We start from the raw sequence: 22,064 nt of genomic DNA on the forward strand, positions 1-22,064 counted from the left end.
ACGCATCACGATCATGTAAGTACAAAAAATAAAAAAGGCGGCCAAGCCGCCTTTTTATAAATGATGATGAAAATCAGGTATTTTGCTCGCCCGCCACATCACCAACAGAATCATCACCATCGTCTTTCGCCATATCGCGACTTTCTGCTGCCGGAGCCGCCGGACCCGAGCCATTATTGTTCCATGACTTAGGTGGACGCGGCTTTTTGCCCGCCATAATGTCGTCGATCTGCTCGGTATCAATGGTTTCATATTCCATTAACGCGTCTTTCATCAACTCCAGCTTATCGCGGTTGTCTTCCAGAATCTGAGTCGCACGATCGTAACAACGATCCAAAAGACCTTTCACTTCGGCATCAATGGTACGAGCCGTTTCATCCGACAGATGAGACAACTGACCACCACCGGAACTGCCCAGGTAACTTTGCTGTTCTTCTTCAGAGTACAACTGCGCACCTAACTTATCGGATAAGCCCCACTTGGTAACATAATTACGGGCATATTTGGTGGCACGTTCGATATCATTCGATGCACCGGTTGTCACACCGTCTTTACCCAACGTCATCTCTTCAGCAATACGGCCGCCATACAGCGAGCAAATATTACTCTCGATACCACGCTTACTGATGGAATGACGATCTTCTTCCGGCAGGAACATGGTCACACCCAAGGCACGGCCACGCGGAATAATCGATACTTTATAAACCGGGTCGTGTTCAGGAACAATACGACCAACAATGGCGTGACCGGCTTCATGATAGGCAGTATTGGTTTTTTCTGCTTCCGACATCACCATGGTTTTACGCTCGGCGCCCATCAGGATTTTATCCTTGGCTTTTTCGAACTCTTCCATCGTCACCAGATTACGATTGGCACGCGCGGCAAACAAAGAGGCTTCGTTCACCAGGTTAGCCAGATCAGCACCGGAGAAACCCGGTGTACCACGAGCAATCAGCGACGCGTTAACATCGTCGGCCAATGGTACTTTCTTCATATGAACTTGCAGAATTTGCTCACGACCACGAATATCCGGTAGGCCTACCGTTACCTGACGGTCAAAACGACCAGGACGCAGCAGTGCAGGGTCTAATACGTCCGGACGGTTTGTCGCAGCAATTACGATAATGCCGTCGTTACCTTCAAAGCCATCCATCTCGACCAGCAATTGGTTCAAGGTTTGTTCACGCTCGTCATTACCGCCGCCAATGCCAACGCCACGAGAACGGCCAACGGCATCAATTTCGTCGATAAAGATAATACAAGGCGCTTGTTTCTTGGCTTGTTCGAACATGTCACGCACACGGGACGCACCCACACCCACAAACATTTCAACAAAGTCAGAACCGGAGATTGAGAAGAACGGCACTCGTGCTTCACCGGCAATGGCCTTGGCTAACAGGGTTTTACCGGTACCCGGTTGGCCTACCATCAGCACACCACGCGGGATATTGCCGCCCAGACGCTGGTATTTACTTGGATCACTCAGGAAGTCGACCAGCTCTTTTACGTCTTCTTTGGCTTCATCACACCCGGCAACATCTGCAAACGTGGTTTTAATCTGGTCTTCACTCAGCAGCTTGGCTTTGCTTTTACCAAACGCCATCGGCCCGCCTTTACCACCAGCGCCGCCTTGCATCTGGCGCATAAACAGCATGAAAACGGCAATAATAATCAGGATCGGCAGCGAGGCTAATAATAGCTGAGCAAAGAAGCCTTGCTTCTCTGGCTTCTCACCCACAACTTCAACACGATGATCCAGCAGCGTATCAATCAGCTTCTCATCGTAGGTTGGCAATACTGACTCGAAGGTTTCACCGGAGGTAGTGCGCCCGGTGATACTCTGGCCTGAGATCGTCACTTTCTCGACCTGACCATTCTGAACTGCGGTCATAAACTGAGAATAGGAATATTCCTGGCCACGACCCACGCTCTGAAAGTTGTTAAACACCATCATCAGAACAGCGGCGATAACGGCCCACAATACGAAATTTTTTGCCATGAGTGGCATACCTCTTAACTCAGCAGAGCCGCGCGTTCTTTGAGTTCTGTACGCAGATCTGAGTGTGTTGAATTTTGATCCTGTTCCTAGCTTAGCAAGCAATCACTAAGCACGAAAACCTTTGCCAACAATATAAACTTCACGAGAACGTGCACGCGAGGCTTTAGGCTTACGAATCAGTACCTTACTAAAGGACTGACGCACGTCGGCCAGGTATTCATCAAACCCTTCGCCCTGAAACACCTTGGCGACAAAGTTGCCATTGGCTTTCAGAGTCTGACGCGCCATATCCAGCGCCAGTTCCACCAGATACATCGCACCCGGTTGATCGATAGAGGACATACCAGACATATTGGGGGCCATATCTGAAATTACAAGGTCTACCGGGCGACCATCAACCACGGCCATAATTTCTTCAAATACTGCATCTTCGGTAAAGTCACCCTGAATAAAGGTAACATCGGCAATATTATCCATCGGCAGGATATCGGAGGCGATCACCACACCGTTACCATTCAGCTTGTTTGCCACTACCTGGGACCAGCCACCCGGGGCTGAGCCCAGATCCAGTACCGTACTGCCCGGCTTTAATAACTGGTCTTTCTCATCCAGCTCCAGCAGTTTGTAGCTGGCGCGGGTTCGATAGCCATCCTGCTGTGCCATCTGCACATACATATCGTCTACATGTTCTTTCAGCCAGTTAGCACTGGTTTTTGAACGCGTCGAACGTGACATAGGGGGTTTTACTCCAAGGTCGGGTATACTAAGCGTTAATCACGCCTTATTTCATTTAATAAGGCGATTCTAACATCGCACTGAAACAGAAGCTTTATGGCATTATCAAACGAACAGAAAAAAGCATACCGCTCTATTGGTCATAACCTGAACCCGGTTGTGACGGTAGCTGGCAATGGCATCACCGAAGGCGTGATGGAAGAGCTGAACCGCGCGCTCGACGATCACGAGCTGATTAAAGTCAAAATCGCCGTGGCCGACCGCGAAGTAAAACACGCGGTTATCGCTGAACTTGTGAAGCTGAGCGGTGCTGAGCTAGTGCAGCAAATTGGTAAGGTTGCGTTATTGCTGCGTAAGAATCCGAAGGCGAATCCTAAGCTTTCCAACCTGCAACGCCCTTGATCTGATGCTCTGATAAGGCGTCCTTCAGCTCTGCTTCTCTCAGGGCTGAAGCCATACCACTCTTATTTCCCATACTTATCACCACACCTCTTTACTCCCAAACACAACATAATTGACCGCAGCACACTAATCTCCGCCGTATTTAGTGATAAATTAATTACCTTTGATTTGAATTTTATCACCCACTTTTACTTGTTGATGCCAGAATAAATAAAACAGCCTCCGTTTGCAGTTCAGATACCTGACTGCAATGCCTGTAAAAGCCCAATTATCTAGAGGTATGCAATGAATAATTGGCAATCCACCTACGACAGTAAACGGCTGTCTTTACCTGAAGCTGCACAAAAAATTCAATCCCACGATAAAGTGTGGGCTGGAGGCTTATTGTCCGTTCCGGTGTTATTTCTTAAAACACTGGAAAAACGCTATACCGAGCTGGAACAGTGTCAGCTGTTTGTTGGCCTGCTGCCCTGCCCGTTTGACTTGCTCAAACCCGAATACCGTCCTCATATCGAAGTGTGCACCCTGTTTATGGGGCCTTGTGAACGCAAAGCTTATCCACACGGCAATGTCACCCATATTAACTTTCACTTTTCAAACATTGATGCCCTGATGAGTCGACTGGCACCCAATGTGATGGCGGTTGAAGTAACGCCTCCCAATGCCGAAGGCTATATGAGCCTCGGAGCCTGTGGTGGTGTGGGTAATTATGAAGCACTGAAACATGCCAAAACCATTATTGCGGTTGTGAATAACCAGCAGCCTTTTATTGGCCCGGAAGAAAATATGATTCACGTCGACGACGTCAGTTGGATCACCGAAGGCCACCACCCGATTGCCGCACCTGCCGCAGAGGCTCCGTCTGAGCTGGAAGTGGCCATTGCCAAGCATGTTAGCCCGCTGGTTAACGATGGCTCAACCATTCAGATTGGCATCGGCACCATTGCCAATGCCATTGGCAACGAATTACTCGACAAAAAAGATCTGGGGATTCACTCGGAGATGTTTACCGAGTCGATGTTTGAACTCTGCAAAGCCGGCGTGATTACCGGTGCGCGTAAAAACTATAAGCCCAATAGCATTGTCGCGGGCTTTGCTGCAGGCTCACAAGAGCTGATTGATTATGTTAATAACAACCCCAACATCGAAATGCGCAACATCAAAGATGTGGTTGACCCAGTCGAAGTTGGCAAAAACGATAATTTTGTTGGCATTAATTCCTGCCTGATGACTGATCTGACCGGCCAGGTTGCTTCAGAAGGAATTGGTTTTCAGCAGATATCCGGCTCAGGTGGACAACTGGACTTTGTTCGTGGTTCTCACTTGTCGAACAATGGTTTGAATATTCTGGTACTGGCTTCAACTTTTAAAGGCAAAACAGGCGTTGAGTCCACCATTCGCCTGTCACTACCAACCGGCACAACCGTTACCACACCTCGTAATGATGTGATGGTGATTGTTACTGAACATGGTGTTGCCGATTTGCGTGGCCTGACCGTACCGCAGCGCGTTAAGGCATTAACGGCTATTGCTCATCCGGATTTCCGCGACGAGTTATATCAGGGTGCGATTGAATCCGGGCTGATCGGAGGCTGATCAGGCACCAACAGAAGGTTCCTCTGAAACTACTGTTTGCTGGCTCCGAATGTGGAAAAAATCACCTTCCCCGGAGCCAGCAGCACCCAAATCAAGCCCAGCGCCGATAACGCGTGTAATAACATCATCTGGAGCTTCCACCAGGGCATCAGAGCAAAGTACATCACCGACATCAGCAACATAATCAGCAGTAATTGCTGCGGTAACTGCCGCCAGTTAAAGGCTTTTTGCACAAAAATCGCAAGCAACATCAATAATCCACACACAATGCCGATTCCGACACTTGTGTGCACAACATCTATTCCGTGATATGGGAAATACCCGCTTTTTTCCAGCACGGGCCGTAAAATATAGGCATTTGTCCAGATACAACCCAGCCAGAAGGTACGAAATAACATTAAATATTGTCGCAACATGACCGACGCCCGTCCTTGTTATCCACAATCCTCAGCATATACCAATTCAGCGGTTGGAAGCCCGGGCCGTTCCGGTGATAATAGATGGCATTCAACCTGCAATCCCCGCTAGCACGGAGTGACTGCAATCATAAAAAGCGATAACAAAGGTTTCATCAGATATGTCGAATGTTGTTATTTCCGGCACCGGTTTGTTTGTTCCACCACACACCATCAGCAATGACGAGCTGGTTGCTGCTTTCAATCAGTATGTCGATAAGTTTAATGCCGAGAACGCAGCAGCGATTGACGCAGGCGAAGTAACCGCTTTAGAACATTCCAGCAGTGAATTTATTGAAAAAGCATCGGGTATTAAATCCCGCTATGTGATGTACAAGGATGGTCTGATAAATCCAGACATCATGCACCCGGTGTTCCCGATGACCACCGAAGGCAATACCCCGGAGCTGGTACAAATGGGTCTGGCTGCCGCCAAAGACGCTATGGCGCAAGCCGGTAAAACCGCAGCCGATATTGATATGGTGGTGGTTTCCAGCACCTATCGTCAGCGTGACTTCCCGGGCATGTCGATTGAAATTCAGCGCGACCTTGGCATTAAAGGCAGTGCTTACGACATGGCACTGGCCTGCTCTTCTGCCACTTTTGGTCTGATCAACTCATTTACCGCATTAAAAGCCGGAACCGCTAAGTGTGTGTTATTTGTGAATCCGGAATTCACCACCCCAGGGTTGGACTTTAAAGACCGCGACAGTCACTTTATTTTTGGTGATGTCGCCACTGCCGCTATCTTAGAGCTGGAAGAAACCGCAACTTCGGATCATATCTTCCGTATTCTGAATACCAAACAGTTTACTGACTACTCCGACAACATCCGCTGCGATGCTTCTTACACGGATTATTGTTTTGATGAAGTGCCAGATAATCGCTATGCCTTTAAACAGCATGGCCGTAAGGTATTTAAGGAACTGCTGCCACTGGTCACCAACTTTATCACCGAACAACTGGATGATAATCAGCTGCAAGCAACTGACCTGAAACGCATGTGGTTACATCAGGCCAATATCAATATGAACAATTTTGCGGTGAAAAAATTACTGGGCCGTATGCCAACCCAGGAAGAAGCACCGGTTGTACTGGATGAGTTCGCCAACACCGCCTCTTCCGGCTCAGTACTGGCCTTCCATAAATTTAAGGACGATTTCCAGGCCGGTGACAAAGGTCTGATCTGCTCCTTTGGTGCCGGTTACTCCATTGGCTCGCTGCTGGTCGAAAAAGTCGCCAGTTAAGCTTCTTAAAGCCGCTAGCTAAGCCTCTCTGAGCCGCTAGTGCCAGAATCACCCTGATGATGAAATCAAGGTGATTCTGCGCCGCTTCTCCCCGCCTGTTTTATTTGTGCCTTTTTTTCAAAAAACCTTCATTAGCCTAATCGGCTTCTCTGTGTCAGTGTTCTCTCTATCGGTCTGACGACCACCCTGTTTTATTGAAATGAGGAACCTCTGATGTCCCAACCCAGCTCCTTCGAGCGTGACCAGTTGTTAGCTTGTGGTCATGGAGAATTATTTGGTGAAGGCAATGCCCGCCTGCCACTGCCGAATATGTTAATGATGGACCGTATTGTTCATATCAGTTCCGAAGGTGGTGCTTACGGCAAAGGTGAAATTGTCGCCGAACTGGATATCGACCCATCCCTGTGGTTCTTTGACTGTCACTTCGAAGGTGATCCGGTGATGCCGGGCTGCTTAGGTCTGGATGCTATGTGGCAATTGGTTGGCTTCTTCCTTGGCTGGCGCGGCAACCCGGGCCGTGGTCGTGCACTGGGCTGTGGTGAAGTGAAATTCCGTGGTCAGGTACTGCCTACCGCTAAAAAAGTGACCTACCGTATCGACGTAAAACGCGTGATGGAACAAAAACTGGTGATGGGCATTGCCGATGCCCGCATGGAAGTCGATGGCCGTGAAATTTATCACGCTAAAGATTTGCGGGTTGGTTTGTTTACCTCAACCGCGGATTTCTAAGCGACAATAAAAAGCTGCAATAAAAAAGGCGCATTTCGATGAAATGCGCCAAACTCATATCAAAGCAGGTATCAGGTGAATACCGCCCTGACATCAGGGAAGGTAAGAAACGACCTGTTATGCAGCAACTCAAACTGCATCAGATATTACAGATCCTTGATCTGTTTAACTGTGGTCTTGGTATCTCGTACCGCATTAGCAATCATGCGGAAGTTCACCAGAGACGCCTCATAGGCATTGAGACCCGGCAGAATAGCGCCAGCGGTTGCATCCGAAACAACCTGCACCTCAAAGCCCTGCTCCATCAGCTCACGCAGGTGAGACTCGGTACACAAGTTAGAAGACATCCCCGCCAGAATGACCTTATCGATATTACGCTTACGCAGCTGCAACACCAGGTCGTTGGTTTCCGGGCCGTACACTTTATGCGGGTTGGTAACGATGGTTTTACCGTCGTTGATCAGTGGCTTGTAACGCTCCAGCCAGTCAGCACCTGACTTGTTAAAGCCCGCTAACGACAGCGGATCTTCACGATCAAACATCTTGATGCTATGCATTAATACTTCCAGAGAACCTTCATGCTCCCATTCATGGTCATGCGGATAGTAGTAGTGAGGTGACACAAAAACCGGCAAACCTTCTGCTTTAGCGGCCTTCATCAGGCTTTCAATGTTTTCAACCGTGTTGTTCTCAGTCACACTTTTGCCAACCACACCCCAGGTCACACCATCCGGGCTCAGGAAGTCATTTTGTGGGTCAGTAATCACCACTGCGGTATTGCCTTTGCTGAACTCAACACCCGGATCTGGCAGGCCATCCGCTACGGCATTACCGGCAACGGCAGCAACCATGCCCAGAGACAAACATAATTTTTTGATGGAAAACTTCATGGGTCAAACCTCGCTATGAACGTTTTGTGTTACGAGGCTAATTATCGTCAACACAATGAAACTTTCAGTGCGTAAAAGTCTCAAATAAGTGCTCCATCGTCTTTTTTGAGGGTAAAAATGGATATTTTAAGTTCTATCCTGCGTCATATTCATCTGCGCGGCAGTGTCTACTTTAATTCCTGCTTCTGCTCCCCCTGGGGACTGGATATTGATCAGGATCTGCGTGCCTCTTTTCATATTATCGAGCGTGGCCAGTGTTGGTTACAGCTGAACGATCAGGAGCCACTGTCTCTGGTCACCGGCGATATTGTTATTTTGCCTCACGGCAGTCAGCACCAGATTTTTGATCAGCACAACAGCGCGCGACTGCCCGGAGCGGATACGGTGAAGCGTATTATCCATGGTGACAATCCATTCACCGGTGAGCAGGAACACTTCAATATTGTTTGTGGTTACTTCGAGTACGACCGCGATATTCAGAATCAATTTATTAATTCCTTGCCGGAAGTGATCCATATCACTCAGCAACAGCGCCTGCAGTTCCGGTTTTTGCACAGCGCACTGGAAATGATTACCGTCGAAAGTGCATCACAGCTACCCGGCAATGAATTACTGCAGGACAAAATTACCGAATTATTATTTATTCAGGTGATGCGCACCTTTATTCAGTTAAATCCACAGCAAAACAGTTTTATCGCTGCTCTCAATGACCGCCATATTTCCATTGCTCTGGGGCTAATGCATAGCCAGCCTGAAGCCCCCTGGAGCCTGAACGAACTGGCGAATCAAGCTGGTATGTCACGCTCCCGTTTTGCTCAGCACTTTCATGATCTGGTCGGCACCACTGCTATGCGCTATTTATTGTCTTGTCGTATGCAGCGCGCCAAACAATACATTCTGGAGACCAATATCCCGGTGAATAATCTGGCAGAACTGGTGGGTTATGCTTCTGACAGTGCCTTTAAAAAAGCATTTAAGCAGTTTTTTGGTCACACTCCGGCCTACTTCCGTAAGCAGGCAACAGCGGAATAACCGGCAAGTGAAAGAATGTCATCAAACAATGGCCACTTAAGGCGCCGGTTTTCACTAAATTAATAGTCTTATTGCGTCAGTCCGATTAAAATCGCCGCGTTCAATGATCCGAGGCGAATATGGCGCAAATCATTCAAACTGAAATGACCGAACTGGTCACTCCCGGACAAGCTAATTTTTCCGGAAAAATGCACGGTGGCGAATTATTAAAGCTGCTCGATAAAGTGGCTTATACCTGTGCGATGCGGTATTCCGGCCACTACGCGGTTACCCTGTCGGTTGATAACGTTTTCTTTAAACAGCCTATTTATATCGGTGAACTGGTCACCTGCCTGGCGACCATTAATTACACCGGCCGCACCTCGATGGAAATTGGCATCAAAGTTATTTCTGAAAACATTCAGGAAAAAACCGTACGCCACACACACACCTGTTATTTCACCATGGTAGCCATGGGTGAAGATAACAAACCCACTCCGGTACCACAGCTGGAATTAACCGACGAAGTACAGCAGCGACGCTGGAATAAAGCGGAAAAACGCCGTCAGGCGCGCTTTAAACTGCAGGAAATGATGAAACAGATTGAGCAGGAAGATAGCGAAGAAGACCTGCAGGATCTGCCGGCTATTGCTTGTCCCTGAGTAGGGTTCTGCAAATCGCTTGCATAAAAAAATCCCGTTATGCCAAAACATAACGGGATTTTTTTTATGCTGTAGAGCAGCGTGGTTAATTACAGATGTTTAACCTGGTCGATCTCGTATTCAACCGCACCAGCCGGAACCTGAACCACAGCTACATCACCTTCCTCTTTACCAATTAACGCGCGCGCAATCGGTGAAGACACGGAGATTTTGTTCTGTTTAATATCGGCCTCATCGTCACCTACGATCTGGTAGGTCACTTCCTCATCCGTATCGAGGTTGATCAGGCTGACGGTTGTACCAAACAGCACCTTACCCGAGTGTGGGATATTTTTAATGTCGATAACCTGTGAATTCGACAGCTTACCTTCAATATCCTGAATACGGCCTTCAATAAAACCCTGTTGTTCACGCGCGGCGTGGTATTCAGCATTCTCTTTTAAGTCACCGTGTTCACGGGCTTCTGCGATATCCGCAATAACTTTTGGACGAGCGACGGTTTTTAATTCCGTCAGCTCAGCCTGCAAAGCCGCCTCACCTTCTACGGTCATCGGGTACTTTTGCATTGTTTTCTCCTTGAAACGCGACTATTTGATAGTCGCGTGTAACTCTTGTAAACGATGAACGTCTTTCAGACCTTCCGAGCGCAGACCTTCAACAACCGCTTCTGCACCCGCCAGTGTGGTGGTGTAGTAAACTTTATGCTGCAGTGCACTGCGACGAATGTCGGCAGAGTCGGCGATCGCCTGAGCACCTTCAGTGGTGTTCACGATCAGCGCAATTTCATCGTTCTTAATCATATCAACGATATGTGGGCGGCCTTCAGTGACTTTATTCACACGCTCAACGTCAATACCGGAATCTTGCAGTAACTGACAAGTTCCCGCGGTTGAAACCAGCTTAAAGCCACATTCAACCAGACCTTTGGCCACGGCAACGACGCCGTCTTTATCGGCATCACGTACCGATACAAAGGCAGTACCGGAATCCGGGATCTGCGCGCTGGCACCCAGCTGTGCTTTAAAGAAAGCTTCGCCGAAGGTTTTACCGGCACCCATCACCTCACCGGTGGATTTCATTTCAGGGCCTAAGATCGGATCAACGCCCTGGAACTTGTTGAACGGGAAGACCGCTTCTTTCACCGAGTAATACGGTGGAATAATTTCGGCAGTGAAGCCCAGTTCAGCCAGTGTTTTACCAGACATCACCTTAGCCGCAATCGCAGCCAGAGAGGTGCCGATACACTTAGATACGAACGGTACGGTACGGGAAGCACGAGGGTTCACCTCGATCACGTAGATTTCACCATCCTGATACGCCAGCTGGGTGTTCATCAAACCAACAACTCCCAGTTCCAGTGCCATCTTCTTCACTTGCTCACGCATCTCATTCTGAACGTCTTCGCTCAGGCTGTACGGTGGCAGAGAACAGGCCGAGTCACCGGAGTGAATACCCGCTTGTTCGATGTGCTGCATGATAGCGCCGATAACAACCTGCTCACCATCACAAACGGCGTCAATGTCGACCTCAATCGCGCGGTTCAGGAAGTAGTCCAGCAGAACCGGTGAATCGTTAGACACCTGTACCGCTTCACGCATGTAGCGACGCAGAGATTCTTCGTTGTTAACGATCTCCATCGCCCGGCCACCCAGTACGTAGGAAGGACGTACCACCAGCGGGTAACCAATTTCGTTGGCTTTCACCACGGCTTCTTCAGCCGAAGTAACCGTTGCGTTCACCGGCTGCTTCAGACCCAGGCGCTGGATCATTTGCTGGAAGCGCTCACGGTCTTCAGCACGGTCAATGGCTTCTGGCGAGGTACCAATAATGGGTACGCCAGCCGCTTCTAATTCGTTCGCCAGTTTCAGCGGTGTTTGACCACCGTACTGAACGATCACACCTTTTGGCTGTTCTTTATCACAAATCTCTAATACATCTTCCAGTGTCAGAGGCTCGAAGAACAGACGGTCGGAGGTGTCGTAGTCGGTCGAAACGGTTTCAGGGTTACAGTTCACCATAATGGCTTCGTAACCTTCTTCTTTCGCCGCCAATGCTGCATGTACACAGCAGTAGTCGAACTCAATACCCTGACCAATACGGTTCGGACCACCACCCAGAACGATGATTTTTTCACGATCGGTTGGGTTCGCTTCACACTCTTCTTCGTACGTGGAGTACATGTACGCGGTGTCGGTAGCGAATTCAGCCGCACAGGTATCAACGCGCTTATACACTGGGCGAATACCCAGCTTCTGACGTTGCTTACGGAACGCTTTTTCAGACACACCCAGCAGCTCAGCCAGACGCGCATCGGAGAAACCTTTACGCTTCAGACGGAAAATCGCATCGGCATCCAGCGCGCTCAGGCTGCTTTCTGCTACATTCGCTTCGTCTTTAATGATGTCTTCGATCTGTACCAGGAACCACGGATCAATACCGGAGTATTGGTAAATTTCATCCACACTCAGGCCAATACGGAAGGCGTCGCCCACGTACCAGATACGATCCGCTCCCGGGGTGTTCAGTTCAGCAATGATTTTTTCACGCGAACCTTCGGCCTGCAGATCCACTTTCGGATCAAAACCGTTAGCGCCAACTTCCAGGCCACGCAGCGCTTTCTGCATGGATTCCTGCTGCGTACGGCCAATCGCCATCACCTCACCCACGGATTTCATTTGCGTGGTCAGACGACCGTCCGCTTGTGGGAATTTTTCGAAGGTGAAACGAGGAATCTTAGTCACAACATAGTCGATGGACGGCTCAAATGACGCTGGAGTCGCACCACCGGTGATGTCGTTTTGTAATTCGTCCAGGGTGTAACCAATCGCCAGCTTGGCGGCTACTTTGGCAATCGGGAAACCGGTTGCTTTAGAAGCCAGTGCTGAAGAACGAGAAACACGCGGGTTCATCTCGATCACCACCATACGACCGGTTTTTGGATCCAGACCAAACTGAACGTTAGAACCACCGGTTTCGACACCAATCTCACGCAGTACCGCCAGAGAGGCATCACGCATGATTTGGTATTCTTTATCGGTCAGGGTCTGAGCCGGAGCGACGGTGATGGAGTCGCCGGTGTGAACACCCATGGCGTCGAAGTTTTCGATCGAACAGATGATGATGCAGTTGTCGTTTTTATCACGAACCACTTCCATCTCGTACTCTTTCCAACCGATCAGGGATTCGTCGATCAGCAGCTCGCTGGTTGGCGACAAGTCCAGACCACGAGTACAGATTTCTTCGAACTCTTCTTTGTTATACGCGATACCACCACCGGTACCACCCATGGTGAAAGACGGACGAATAATACAAGGGAAACCTAAGTCCTTCTGAACTTCACGGGCTTCTTCCATGCTGTGAGCGATACCCGCTTTCGGGCATTCCAGACCAATCTTTTTCATTGCCTGGTCGAAACGGTTACGGTCTTCGGCTTTATCAATAACGTCGGCGTTAGCACCAATCATTTCAACGCCGTACTTTTCCAGTACGCCAGCAGATTCCAGACCCAATGCACAGTTCAGTGCGGTCTGACCACCCATGGTTGGCAGCAGCGCATCCGGGCGCTCTTTTTCGATGATCTTAGCAACCGCTTCTACCGTGATTGGCTCGATGTAAGTGGCATCGGCCATGGACGGGTCGGTCATAATGGTGGCTGGGTTAGAGTTCACCAGAATGACACGAAAACCCTCTTCACGCAGGGCTTTACAAGCCTGTGCGCCAGAGTAGTCGAATTCACAGGCCTGACCGATCACGATCGGACCAGCACCAATAATTAAGATACTTTTAAGGTCGGTACGTTTTGGCATGTCTCAGGCTCTCTTAAGCGTTGGCTTTTTCAATCAGTTCGATGAAGTGGTCGAATAACGGCGCTACATCGTGTGGGCCCGGGCTCGCTTCAGGGTGTCCCTGGAAGCTGAACGCTGGCTTATCAGTGCGGGCGATGCCCTGCAGTGTGCCGTCGAACAGAGACTTATGAGTCGCCTTCAGGTTAGCCGGTAACGTTGCTTCATCAACGGCAAAACCGTGGTTCTGGGAAGTGATCATCACCACCTTGCTATCCAGATCCTGTACCGGGTGGTTAGCGCCGTGGTGGCCATGAGGCATCTTCACGGTTTGTGCGCCAGACGCCAGAGCCAGCAACTGGTGACCTAAACAGATACCAAACACCGGAATGTCGGTTTCCAGAATTTCTTTAATCGCTTCGATGGCATAAGTACATGGCTCAGGGTCACCCGGGCCATTGGACAGGAAAATACCATCCGGATTCATTGCCAGCACCTCAGATGCAGGCGTCTGAGCAGGCACTACGGTCAGTTCACAACCGCGCTCAGCCAGCATGCGCAGAATGTTACGTTTAACACCGAAGTCATAAGCTACAACTTTGAATTTTGCGTCTTTTACCTGAGCGTAACCTTCGCCCAGCGTCCAGTCCGCTTCAGTCCACGGATAGGCGCTGTCGGTGGTCACTTCTTTCGCCAGATCCATGCCTTTCAGGCCCGGGAAAGATTTCGCTTCAGCAATGGCTTTAGCGATGCTTTCTTCAGATTTGGCATCTTCAGCAGCCATGATGCAGCCGTTCAGTGAGCCTTTTTCACGCAGAATACGAGTCAGGCGGCGAGTATCAATATCGGCAATACCGAGAATATTGTGCTCTTTCAGGTATTCATCCAGCGCTTTTTCGCTGCGGAAGTTAGAAGCGATCAAGGGCAGATCACGAATCACCAGTCCTTTGGCAAAAATACCGCGAGATTCTTCATCTTCGCTGTTCACACCGTAGTTGCCGATGTGTGGGTAAGTCAGTGTAACAATCTGGTTGGCATAGGATGGGTCAGTCAGGATCTCCTGATAACCGGTCATGGAGGTGTTAAACACCACCTCTCCTACAGACAGACCTTCAGCACCAATAGCGGTGCCTTTGAAGATACTGCCGTCCTCAAGAGCTAGAATGGCTGGCGTAGACAAGGCTCAAATCCCCGAAGTAAGAACAATCTGGCGACACGGGTAACGCAAAAAGTACAAGCTCAAGTCGCAAAAAAGCGGGATGGAACCCAGAAGGCTTCATCCCGCTTTTTTGACTAAATTCTGATCTGTACGGCTACTCTTTTAATGGTAGTTGCGTTACATGCTTAAACTAACACTAAAGGATACTGAAAACAGGGACTTATGTCCATATCCGGTTAGCATTCTGTTCTCTGCAATCAGCTGGCCTCGAATTCGTTACAGACCACCTTCTGACGGCTGGTTTGTAAAATAACGAAAAACATCAAATAAAAACTGAACCTTTATTCAAGATTGCAGGCTATTAAATACATTCATCAATAACTAAATCGATTGTCTAAAAAGATAAAATTATAAATAAGAATAATAGCTGATATATCTATCATATATCTGTGACTTAAATTAAATAACAACTAACTTATCAATTAACAAAAGTGCGGGCGTGATTTTCGGCTGAAATCTAATTTTCTATATAAAACAGACACTTAAAACAAAGCCGATTTATTAGACAAAAACCCCTAGTTACGCGGATTTACATCCGGTAACATACATTTTGATACTCAAAAGTACTTCATTAGTTTCTCAATACCGTTTTAATTAGAACAGTATTGAGAAGTTAAACACTGTGTTAAGCCAATACAGTTAACTATCTCAGTAAAATGAGAAGATAAATAAAACTCATTCAAAATTAATAATATTAAAAGAAATATAATCACAGAACAGAGGTCGAAATTATGCCAGTAGCCGTTGATGGTCGTCGTCGTCTACAGCCAGAAGAGCGCAGACGTTTGCTATTAACCTATGCCGTTGAAGTTTTTGCACTTCGGGGGATTGGGCGCGGTGGGCATACGGAAATTGCCGAAATGGGCGGTGTATCCGTCGCAACCGTTTTTAACTATTTTAAAACTCGCGAGGCCCTGGTTGAGGCCGTACTGGAGGATGTTGAGCGGTTTATGATCTCTTTAGCAGAAGAGGTTTACGCTCGGGAAGAAAATCCGGTACACGCGATTCGTGCACACATCAAAGCCTTTCTGAATGCCTGCGAAGAACATCCTTCCTACGTCAAAGTCTGGCTGGAATGGAGTGCTTCAGTACGTGAAGAGACCTGGCCGTCGTATCTGGAATTCCAGAACCGGCTGCTGGATATGATTGCTAAGCAAGTCGAGAAAGGGGTGAAAAGTGGTTCGATGGAATCCGGTTTAGCACCTAAAGAGCGGGCTCGCTGGGCACTGGGTAATGCTCAGATGCTGGTGTCTATGGTGTTTGATCCAAACGGCAAACCACGCGGTATGGAAAAAATGGTCGAACGTGGCTTCGACCATATCCTGGGCATGAAGGGCTAATAGCCACCTCTTCGTCCACCTGCTACAGAACTAATACTTCTGAACAACAAAAAGGCCGAAACGGAATTTCCGCTTCGCCTTTTTGTTAGGGCCTGTTAACAAGACCCTGACAATGAACATTCAGATCAGAAGCCCAGCACATCCTGCATATCGTACAAACCGTGTGTTTGCTCGTGAATCCACTTAGCACTGCGTACCGCGCCTTTGGCAAAGGTCATACGACTTTGAGCTTTATGCGTTACTTCAACACGCTCACCGTCGGCAGCAAACATCACTGTGTGATCACCAACCACGTCACCACCTCGAATGGTCTCAAAACCAATTTGCTTGTGTGGGCGTGCACCGGTTTGACCTTCACGACCGTAACAAGCGACTTCGTTTAAATCCCAACCCATGGTTTCAGCAACGACTTCACCCATGCGCAGCGCGGTACCGGAAGGTGCATCCACTTTATGTTTGTGGTGCATTTCGATCACTTCGATGTCACTGTCGTCGCCCATCACTTTGGCGGCCATACGCAGCAGGTTCAGACACAGGTTAACGCCTACGGAATAGTTCGGCGCAAACACGATGCCCATGTCGTTCGACGCTTGTTGCAAACGAACTTTCTGTTCATCGGTCAGGCCTGTAGTACCAATCACGATGCTTTTGCCATGAGTACGACACAACTCAACATTAGCCATGGTGGCTTCCGGCGCAGTGAAATCGATCAGCACATCAAAGTCGTTAATCACCGCTTCCAGACTGGTGGCGGTTTTCACGCCCATTTCCTTACCCAATCCTGCTAGGCTACCTGCGTCGATGCCCGCCATCGGATCATCGGCCAATACAATCGTTGCACCCAGTTGTGCTTTTTCATCAGCGGCAACCGCTTCGATTAAAACACGGCCCATACGGCCAGCCGCTCCGGTAATAGCAATGCGAGTCATGGTGTTTCCTGAGAATTAGATAAAGATGATGACGTGGGATTATAAAGGCTTTGGAGGTGAAAGCGAATCGACTTAAGCAAGAACTACTCACGTCTACACTGGCAAGAGTGACGAGTTTGTAGCAAAATTATTAGCTGTGAGCTGTAGAGCCAACAGATAGAATTGGCGTGCCTAAGCACATGGATGAAAAGATCGAATTTGATGGTTACTTCTAGTATTACTCGAGTAAACCCCAAAGGATTTCTTTATCAATTCTACCTCACCAAAGCCTCAACATAATAAGATACGATGATATTATTTTAAAATAGGGAATATCAAATGATACAAAGATTTTTAATTGCGATTTTTTTGATTATGTTATCAAATGCTCACGCTGGTGGTGCAAAATCAGGAAAAGTTATAGCAATAAACACTGACTCTCGTAGTGCTCACAGTCATAACCATAAACATTTATTTGTTATGTTTTCAGATTCAACAGATAGATATTACTTAGACCTAGACGGCCCATCAGGAAGTGTAAACACATCAATGCTCTTAATGGCTTTTTCAAGCAATCAAGATGTTTACATCCAGTGGGAAGATGTTGTCTTATCACCAGGGTTCAACAAAAAAATAACTTTCGTTGCAATTGGAAATGACTGGCCCTGGCCTGCAAATTAAGAAATAAAAATATCTTCAAGCAGATCGATAAAACTGATTTCTTTATCTTAAAAAAAGAAATCAGTTTTATCGCCAAACAAAATAGTAATTACATTTCTTCGAAGAAACGTTTCGCTCGCTCAAAGAAACTCTTATTTTGTGGTGAATGTTTTTCGCCCGCTTTTTCACCGTTCAAAGAAGCCTGGAATTGTTGCAGCAATTCTTTCTGTTCTTTGGTCAGGTTTACCGGCGTTTCTACCTGCACACGGCACAGCAGATCACCCGGAGCACCACCGCGCACCGGTACTACACCTTTGCCACGCAGGCGGAATAATTTACCACTTTGAGTTTCGGCAGGAATCTTCAGCTTAACGCGGCCATCCAACGTTGGTACCTCCAACTCGCCACCCAAGGCAGCATCCACAATGCTGATAGGCACATCGCAATACAGGTTACGGCCATCGCGGTGGAATAACTCGTGCTCACGCACACTTACCTGAACGTATAAGTCGCCCGCTGGGCCACCCATGGCACCCGCTTCACCTTCACCGGATAAGCGAACGCGATCGCCGGTATCCACACCCGGTGGAATTTTCACTGACAGAGTTTTAGTTTCTTCTTTAACACCACGGCCATGACAGCTATTACATGGATCATCGATCATGGTGCCCTGACCACGACAGGTCGGACAAGTTTGCTGTACCGAGAAGAAGCCCTGTTGCATACGCACCTGGCCTTGTCCATGACAGGTAGAACAGGTTTTAGGCTTAGTGCCTTCTTTGGCACCGGAACCATCACAGGTGTCGCAGGTTGTTAACGTAGGAACGCGGATTTTCTTTTCAACACCACGCACCGCTTCTTCCAGCGATAATTCCATGGTGTAACGTAAATCGGAGCCACGTTGTGGGCCACCACGGCTGCGGCCACCACCGCCTCCGCCGCCAAAAATATCGCCGAACACATCGCCGAAAATATCACTAAAGCCACCAGCACCGCCGCCACCAAAGCCGCCAGCCTGACCATCCACACCCGCATGACCATATTGGTCATAGGCGGCACGCTTCTGCTCATCGCCTAAGATTTCGTAAGCTTCCGTCGCTTCTTTGAACTTGGCTTCGGCATCAGCATCATCCGGGTTACGGTCCGGGTGATATTTCATCGCAATTTTACGATACGCTTTTTTCAGCTCTTTTTTATCGACGCCTTTGGCTACACCAAGTACTTCGTAATAATCTCGTTTCGACATGATTTTGCTCGTTTTAATGGCAAAAAAACGCGGGTAGTTTTCTAACCGCGTTTTGTTTGAAGATCAGTCACATTATTTTTCTGTCACACCCATTTCACGGAGCGTCCCTGCATCCTGAGATGGGAACGCCCGAGTCCATCGGGCTGTTTTCGAAAAACAATCTGACTAATCTTCTTTATCCGAAACCGCTACTTTAACAAACAGCGATTGAGGAGTTATCAAGAAATGGTCGGGGGTGTTTTCATAAAGCAGTGACAGGATGTCACGGTAGCGCGGCAGGGCCAGGGATGGCCCTTCGGCGCGGCGGCTTGAAAACACCGCCGACTATTTCTCAGTATTAAGCGTTGAACGCTTACTTGTCTTTTACTTCTTCAAACTCAGCATCAACAACGTCGTCGTCCTGACCACCTTGCTGTGCACCGGCATCCGCAGCGCCTTCTGCACCTTGCTGTGCCTGAGCCTGCTCAGCGTACATCTTCTGTGCCAGAGAGCTGGATGCTTCAGTCAGCGCGTTAGTCTTCGCTTCGATATCGGCTTTGTCATCGCCTTTTACCGCTTCTTCAAGATCAGCAACGGCTTTTTCGATCGCAGTTTTCTCTTCTTCAGTCGCCTTATCACCGGCTTCTTCCAGAGTTTTCTTAGTCGCGTGGATCAGGCCATCGGCTGTGTTACGAACCTGAATCAGCTCTTCGAACTGCTTATCGGCTTCAGCATTCGCTTCTGCGTCAGCAACCATCTTCTCGATCTCGTCATCGCTCAGACCAGAAGACGCTTTAATCACGATGGACTGCTCTTTACCAGTTGCCTTGTCTTTCGCACTTACGTTCAGAATACCGTTGGCATCAATGTCGAAGGTCACTTCAATCTGAGGCACACCACGTGGAGCCGGTGGAATATCAGACAGATCGAAACGACCCAGAGATTTGTTTTGTGCCGCTTGCTTACGCTCACCCTGTACCACGTGAATGGTTACTGCAGGCTGGTTGTCATCAGCGGTTGAGAACACCTGAGATTTCTTGGAAGGAATCGTGGTGTTTTTCTCGATAACCGCAGTCGCAACGCCACCCATGGTTTCGATACCCAGAGTCAGAGGAGTCACGTCCAGCAGCAGTACGTCTTTCACGTCACCGGCCAGTACCGCACCCTGAATCGATGCACCAACGGCAACCGCTTCATCCGGGTTAACGTCTTTACGTGGCTCTTTACCGAAGAACTCAGCTACTTTTTCCTGAACCAGTGGCATACGGGTCTGACCACCAACCAGGATCACTTCGTCGATTTCGCTGGAAGACAGATCCGCGTCTTGCAGAGCAATACGACATGGCTCCAGAGAACGAGCAACCAGATCTTCAACCAGAGATTCCAGCTTGGCGCGAGTCACTTTTACGTTTAAGTGCTTAGGACCGGTCGCATCAGCAGTGATGTACGGCAGGTTTACGTCAGTTTGTTGCGCAGAGGACAGCTCAACTTTTGCTTTTTCAGCCGCTTCTTTCAGGCGTTGCAGTGCCAGTGGATCGTTGTGCAGATCGATGCCACTTTCTTTCTTAAATTCGTCAGCCAGATACTCGATCATGGCCATATCGAAGTCTTCACCACCCAGGAAGGTATCACCGTTGGTGGCCAGTACTTCGAATTGCTTCTCGCCGTCTACGTCAGCCACTTCAATGATGGAGATATCGAACGTACCGCCACCTAAGTCGTATACCGCGATGGTGCGGTCGCCGCCTTCTTTGTCGATGCCGTAAGCCAATGCCGCAGCGGTTGGCTCGTTGATGATACGCTTAACTTCTAAGCCCGCGATTTTACCCGCATCTTTAGTTGCCTGACGCTGAGAGTCGTTGAAGTAAGCAGGAACAGTAATAACTGCTTCAGTTACTTCTTCACCCAGGAAATCTTCTGCGGTTTTCTTCATCTTTTTCAGAACTTCAGCAGAAACCTGTGGTGGTGCAAACTTGTCGTCTTTTACCGATACCCATGCATCGCCATTGTCCGCTTCGATGATTTTGTACGGAACCATGGAGATGTCTTTCTGAACCACGTCATCTTTAAAACGACGACCAATCAGACGCTTAATTGCGAACAGGGTGTTGTCTGGGTTAGTTACCGCCTGACGCTTAGCCGGCTGGCCTACTAAGGTTTCGCCATCGGTGTAAGCAATGATGGAAGGGGTAGTACGATCGCCTTCTGCGTTCTCAACAACTTTTGACTTTTCGCCATCCAGAACGGCCACACAAGAGTTAGTGGTGCCCAGGTCGATACCAATAATTTTACCCATAATCGTGATCTCCAACGTTGGGCGGCTCTGGCCGCCTCAAAAAATTATTAACAATAGATTTTGTATTGATTTCTATATAAGTCCGCTCGCTCGCCTTTCAAGGCTGGGCGGATAAAAAATTACGCGTTTTCGTCGATCTGAGGCGCACCCTTGCTCACCATCACCATGGCCGGACGCAACAGACGACCTTGCAAGGTATAACCCTTCTGCATCACGGCAATCACAGTGTTAGGCGCAGCTTCGGCGCTCTCAATCATCGACATTGCCTGGTGCAATTCCGGGTTAAAGGTTTCACCCATCGGATCAACGGTTTCTACTTTGAATTTCGCAAGACCAGCCGCAAAACCCGTCAGGGTCATTTCCACCCCTTCGCGCAGAGGCTTGGTCGCTTCATCATCACCGGCAGCGGCCAGTGCACGATCCAGGTTGTCTGCCACGCTTAACATTTCGTTAGCGAACTTTTCTACGCCAAACTTGTGTGCTTTTTCCACATCCGCTTCGGCACGACGACGGACGTTCTGCATCTCTGCCTGAACCCGTAACATCTGATCTTTCAGATCCGCAATTTCCTGCTGAGCCGCTTCCAGCAGAGAAGCCAGTGCTTCGTCACCGGTTTGCTCATTGGCGCCTTCTGCCGCTTCTTCACTCACTGCTTCTTCTGCAGTCGCTTCGGTTGCTTCAACCTGCTCTCCAGCTGGCTTCTGGATTTCGTCCTGAATGTTCTGCTCTTCAGACATCAACTTTTCCTCAATCAGGGATCGTTCAATTTGTTTCGATGAAAGGTATATGGGAGCGCCAGAACCGTTTTCAAGGGCTTAAACTCACACAACAGGGTGGAAACTTGATTAAATTCTTGACAGTCAGAGATACTGTACATATAAACACTGTATGCATGATCAGTACAGGAG

The 22,064-nt window shown here is 48.6% G+C and carries 19 protein-coding genes; 8 read left to right on the plus strand and 11 right to left on the minus strand.

The genetic code is table 11. The features are described from left to right. Window positions 1-73 precede the first annotated feature (73 nt). Together ftsH and rlmE are read right to left on the minus strand one after the other, a co-directional pair. Entirely contained in the window at window positions 74-1,999 is a 1,926-nt protein-coding gene (gene ftsH / locus ACO05E_RS04755; protein WP_419811841.1) for an ATP-dependent zinc metalloprotease FtsH, read from the minus strand. A gap of 105 nt (window positions 2,000-2,104) precedes the next feature. Next, on the minus strand, window positions 2,105-2,734 hold the full coding sequence (rlmE, locus tag ACO05E_RS04760) for a 23S rRNA (uridine(2552)-2'-O)-methyltransferase RlmE (protein WP_419811842.1): 630 nt from the start codon (window positions 2,732-2,734) through the stop codon (window positions 2,105-2,107). Window positions 2,735-2,830: 96 nt separating this feature from the next. Between rlmE and yhbY the strand changes: the two genes are divergently transcribed. After that, window positions 2,831-3,136, plus strand: coding sequence for a ribosome assembly RNA-binding protein YhbY (gene yhbY, locus ACO05E_RS04765; RefSeq protein WP_255858815.1), 306 nt, complete (start codon window positions 2,831-2,833; stop codon window positions 3,134-3,136). A gap of 285 nt (window positions 3,137-3,421) precedes the next feature. Further along, window positions 3,422-4,732, plus strand: coding sequence for an acetyl-CoA hydrolase/transferase family protein (locus ACO05E_RS04770; RefSeq protein ID WP_419811843.1), 1,311 nt, complete (start codon window positions 3,422-3,424; stop codon window positions 4,730-4,732). A gap of 29 nt (window positions 4,733-4,761) precedes the next feature. Here the strand turns inward: ACO05E_RS04770 and ACO05E_RS04775 are convergent, their stop codons facing one another. Continuing rightward, window positions 4,762-5,025: a hypothetical protein gene (locus ACO05E_RS04775; protein ID WP_419811844.1), complete on the minus strand. Its 264-nt coding sequence runs from the start codon at window positions 5,023-5,025 to the stop codon at window positions 4,762-4,764. Window positions 5,026-5,309: 284 nt separating this feature from the next. Here ACO05E_RS04775 and ACO05E_RS04780 point away from each other — a divergent pair, with 284 nt between their 5' ends. Then, window positions 5,310-6,434, plus strand: coding sequence for a beta-ketoacyl-ACP synthase III (locus ACO05E_RS04780; protein ID WP_419811845.1), 1,125 nt, complete (start codon window positions 5,310-5,312; stop codon window positions 6,432-6,434). Between the two features lie 213 nt (window positions 6,435-6,647). Then, on the plus strand, window positions 6,648-7,163 hold the full coding sequence (gene fabA, locus ACO05E_RS04785) for a 3-hydroxyacyl-[acyl-carrier-protein] dehydratase FabA (RefSeq protein WP_419811846.1): 516 nt from the start codon (window positions 6,648-6,650) through the stop codon (window positions 7,161-7,163). A gap of 146 nt (window positions 7,164-7,309) precedes the next feature. Here the strand turns inward: fabA and ACO05E_RS04790 are convergent, their stop codons facing one another. After that, window positions 7,310-8,053 (minus strand): cysteine hydrolase, encoded by a 744-nt coding sequence (locus tag ACO05E_RS04790; protein WP_419811847.1) that lies wholly within the window; start codon window positions 8,051-8,053, stop codon window positions 7,310-7,312. A 117-nt stretch (window positions 8,054-8,170) separates the two neighbouring features. Between ACO05E_RS04790 and ACO05E_RS04795 the strand changes: the two genes are divergently transcribed. Together ACO05E_RS04795 and ACO05E_RS04800 are read left to right on the plus strand one after the other, a co-directional pair. Further along, window positions 8,171-9,085: an AraC family transcriptional regulator gene (locus ACO05E_RS04795; protein ID WP_419811848.1), complete on the plus strand. Its 915-nt coding sequence runs from the start codon at window positions 8,171-8,173 to the stop codon at window positions 9,083-9,085. Between the two features lie 119 nt (window positions 9,086-9,204). Continuing rightward, entirely contained in the window at window positions 9,205-9,726 is a 522-nt protein-coding gene (locus ACO05E_RS04800) for an acyl-CoA thioesterase (RefSeq protein ID WP_419811849.1), read from the plus strand. 89 nt (window positions 9,727-9,815) lie between these two features. On the opposite strand, the gene greA is transcribed toward ACO05E_RS04800, so the two are convergent. Genes greA through carA form a run of 3 tightly spaced genes read right to left on the minus strand, consistent with a single transcriptional unit; the run spans window position 9,816 to window position 14,688 of the window. Continuing rightward, on the minus strand, window positions 9,816-10,292 hold the full coding sequence (greA, locus tag ACO05E_RS04805; protein WP_255858805.1) for a transcription elongation factor GreA: 477 nt from the start codon (window positions 10,290-10,292) through the stop codon (window positions 9,816-9,818). Between the two features lie 21 nt (window positions 10,293-10,313). After that, window positions 10,314-13,532 (minus strand): carbamoyl-phosphate synthase large subunit, encoded by a 3,219-nt coding sequence (gene carB / locus ACO05E_RS04810; RefSeq protein WP_419811850.1) that lies wholly within the window; start codon window positions 13,530-13,532, stop codon window positions 10,314-10,316. Window positions 13,533-13,545: 13 nt separating this feature from the next. After that, window positions 13,546-14,688: a glutamine-hydrolyzing carbamoyl-phosphate synthase small subunit gene (carA, locus tag ACO05E_RS04815; RefSeq protein ID WP_419811851.1), complete on the minus strand. Its 1,143-nt coding sequence runs from the start codon at window positions 14,686-14,688 to the stop codon at window positions 13,546-13,548. A gap of 770 nt (window positions 14,689-15,458) precedes the next feature. Between carA and ACO05E_RS04820 the strand changes: the two genes are divergently transcribed. After that, on the plus strand, window positions 15,459-16,067 hold the full coding sequence (locus ACO05E_RS04820) for a TetR/AcrR family transcriptional regulator (RefSeq protein ID WP_419811852.1): 609 nt from the start codon (window positions 15,459-15,461) through the stop codon (window positions 16,065-16,067). Between the two features lie 125 nt (window positions 16,068-16,192). On the opposite strand, the gene dapB is transcribed toward ACO05E_RS04820, so the two are convergent. After that, on the minus strand, window positions 16,193-16,996 hold the full coding sequence (dapB, locus tag ACO05E_RS04825; RefSeq protein WP_419811853.1) for a 4-hydroxy-tetrahydrodipicolinate reductase: 804 nt from the start codon (window positions 16,994-16,996) through the stop codon (window positions 16,193-16,195). Between the two features lie 318 nt (window positions 16,997-17,314). Here dapB and ACO05E_RS04830 point away from each other — a divergent pair, with 318 nt between their 5' ends. Next, window positions 17,315-17,656 (plus strand): hypothetical protein, encoded by a 342-nt coding sequence (locus ACO05E_RS04830; RefSeq protein WP_419811854.1) that lies wholly within the window; start codon window positions 17,315-17,317, stop codon window positions 17,654-17,656. Window positions 17,657-17,744: 88 nt separating this feature from the next. Here ACO05E_RS04830 and dnaJ read toward each other — a convergent pair whose 3' ends face one another. The 3 genes from dnaJ to grpE all read right to left on the minus strand — a co-directional run bounded on the left by dnaJ (window position 17,745) and on the right by grpE (window position 21,893). Beyond that, window positions 17,745-18,881: a molecular chaperone DnaJ gene (gene dnaJ / locus ACO05E_RS04835; RefSeq protein WP_419811855.1), complete on the minus strand. Its 1,137-nt coding sequence runs from the start codon at window positions 18,879-18,881 to the stop codon at window positions 17,745-17,747. 352 nt (window positions 18,882-19,233) lie between these two features. Next, entirely contained in the window at window positions 19,234-21,156 is a 1,923-nt protein-coding gene (gene dnaK, locus ACO05E_RS04840; protein ID WP_419811856.1) for a molecular chaperone DnaK, read from the minus strand. Window positions 21,157-21,275: 119 nt separating this feature from the next. Continuing rightward, a complete protein-coding gene (grpE, locus tag ACO05E_RS04845; RefSeq protein WP_419811857.1) occupies window positions 21,276-21,893 on the minus strand; it encodes a nucleotide exchange factor GrpE in 618 nt (205 codons plus the stop codon). Window positions 21,894-22,064: the final 171 nt, after the last annotated feature.

It is taken from the genome of Bacterioplanoides sp., from assembly GCF_965226395.1.
Lineage (GTDB): Bacteria > Pseudomonadota > Gammaproteobacteria > Pseudomonadales > Oceanobacteraceae > Bacterioplanoides.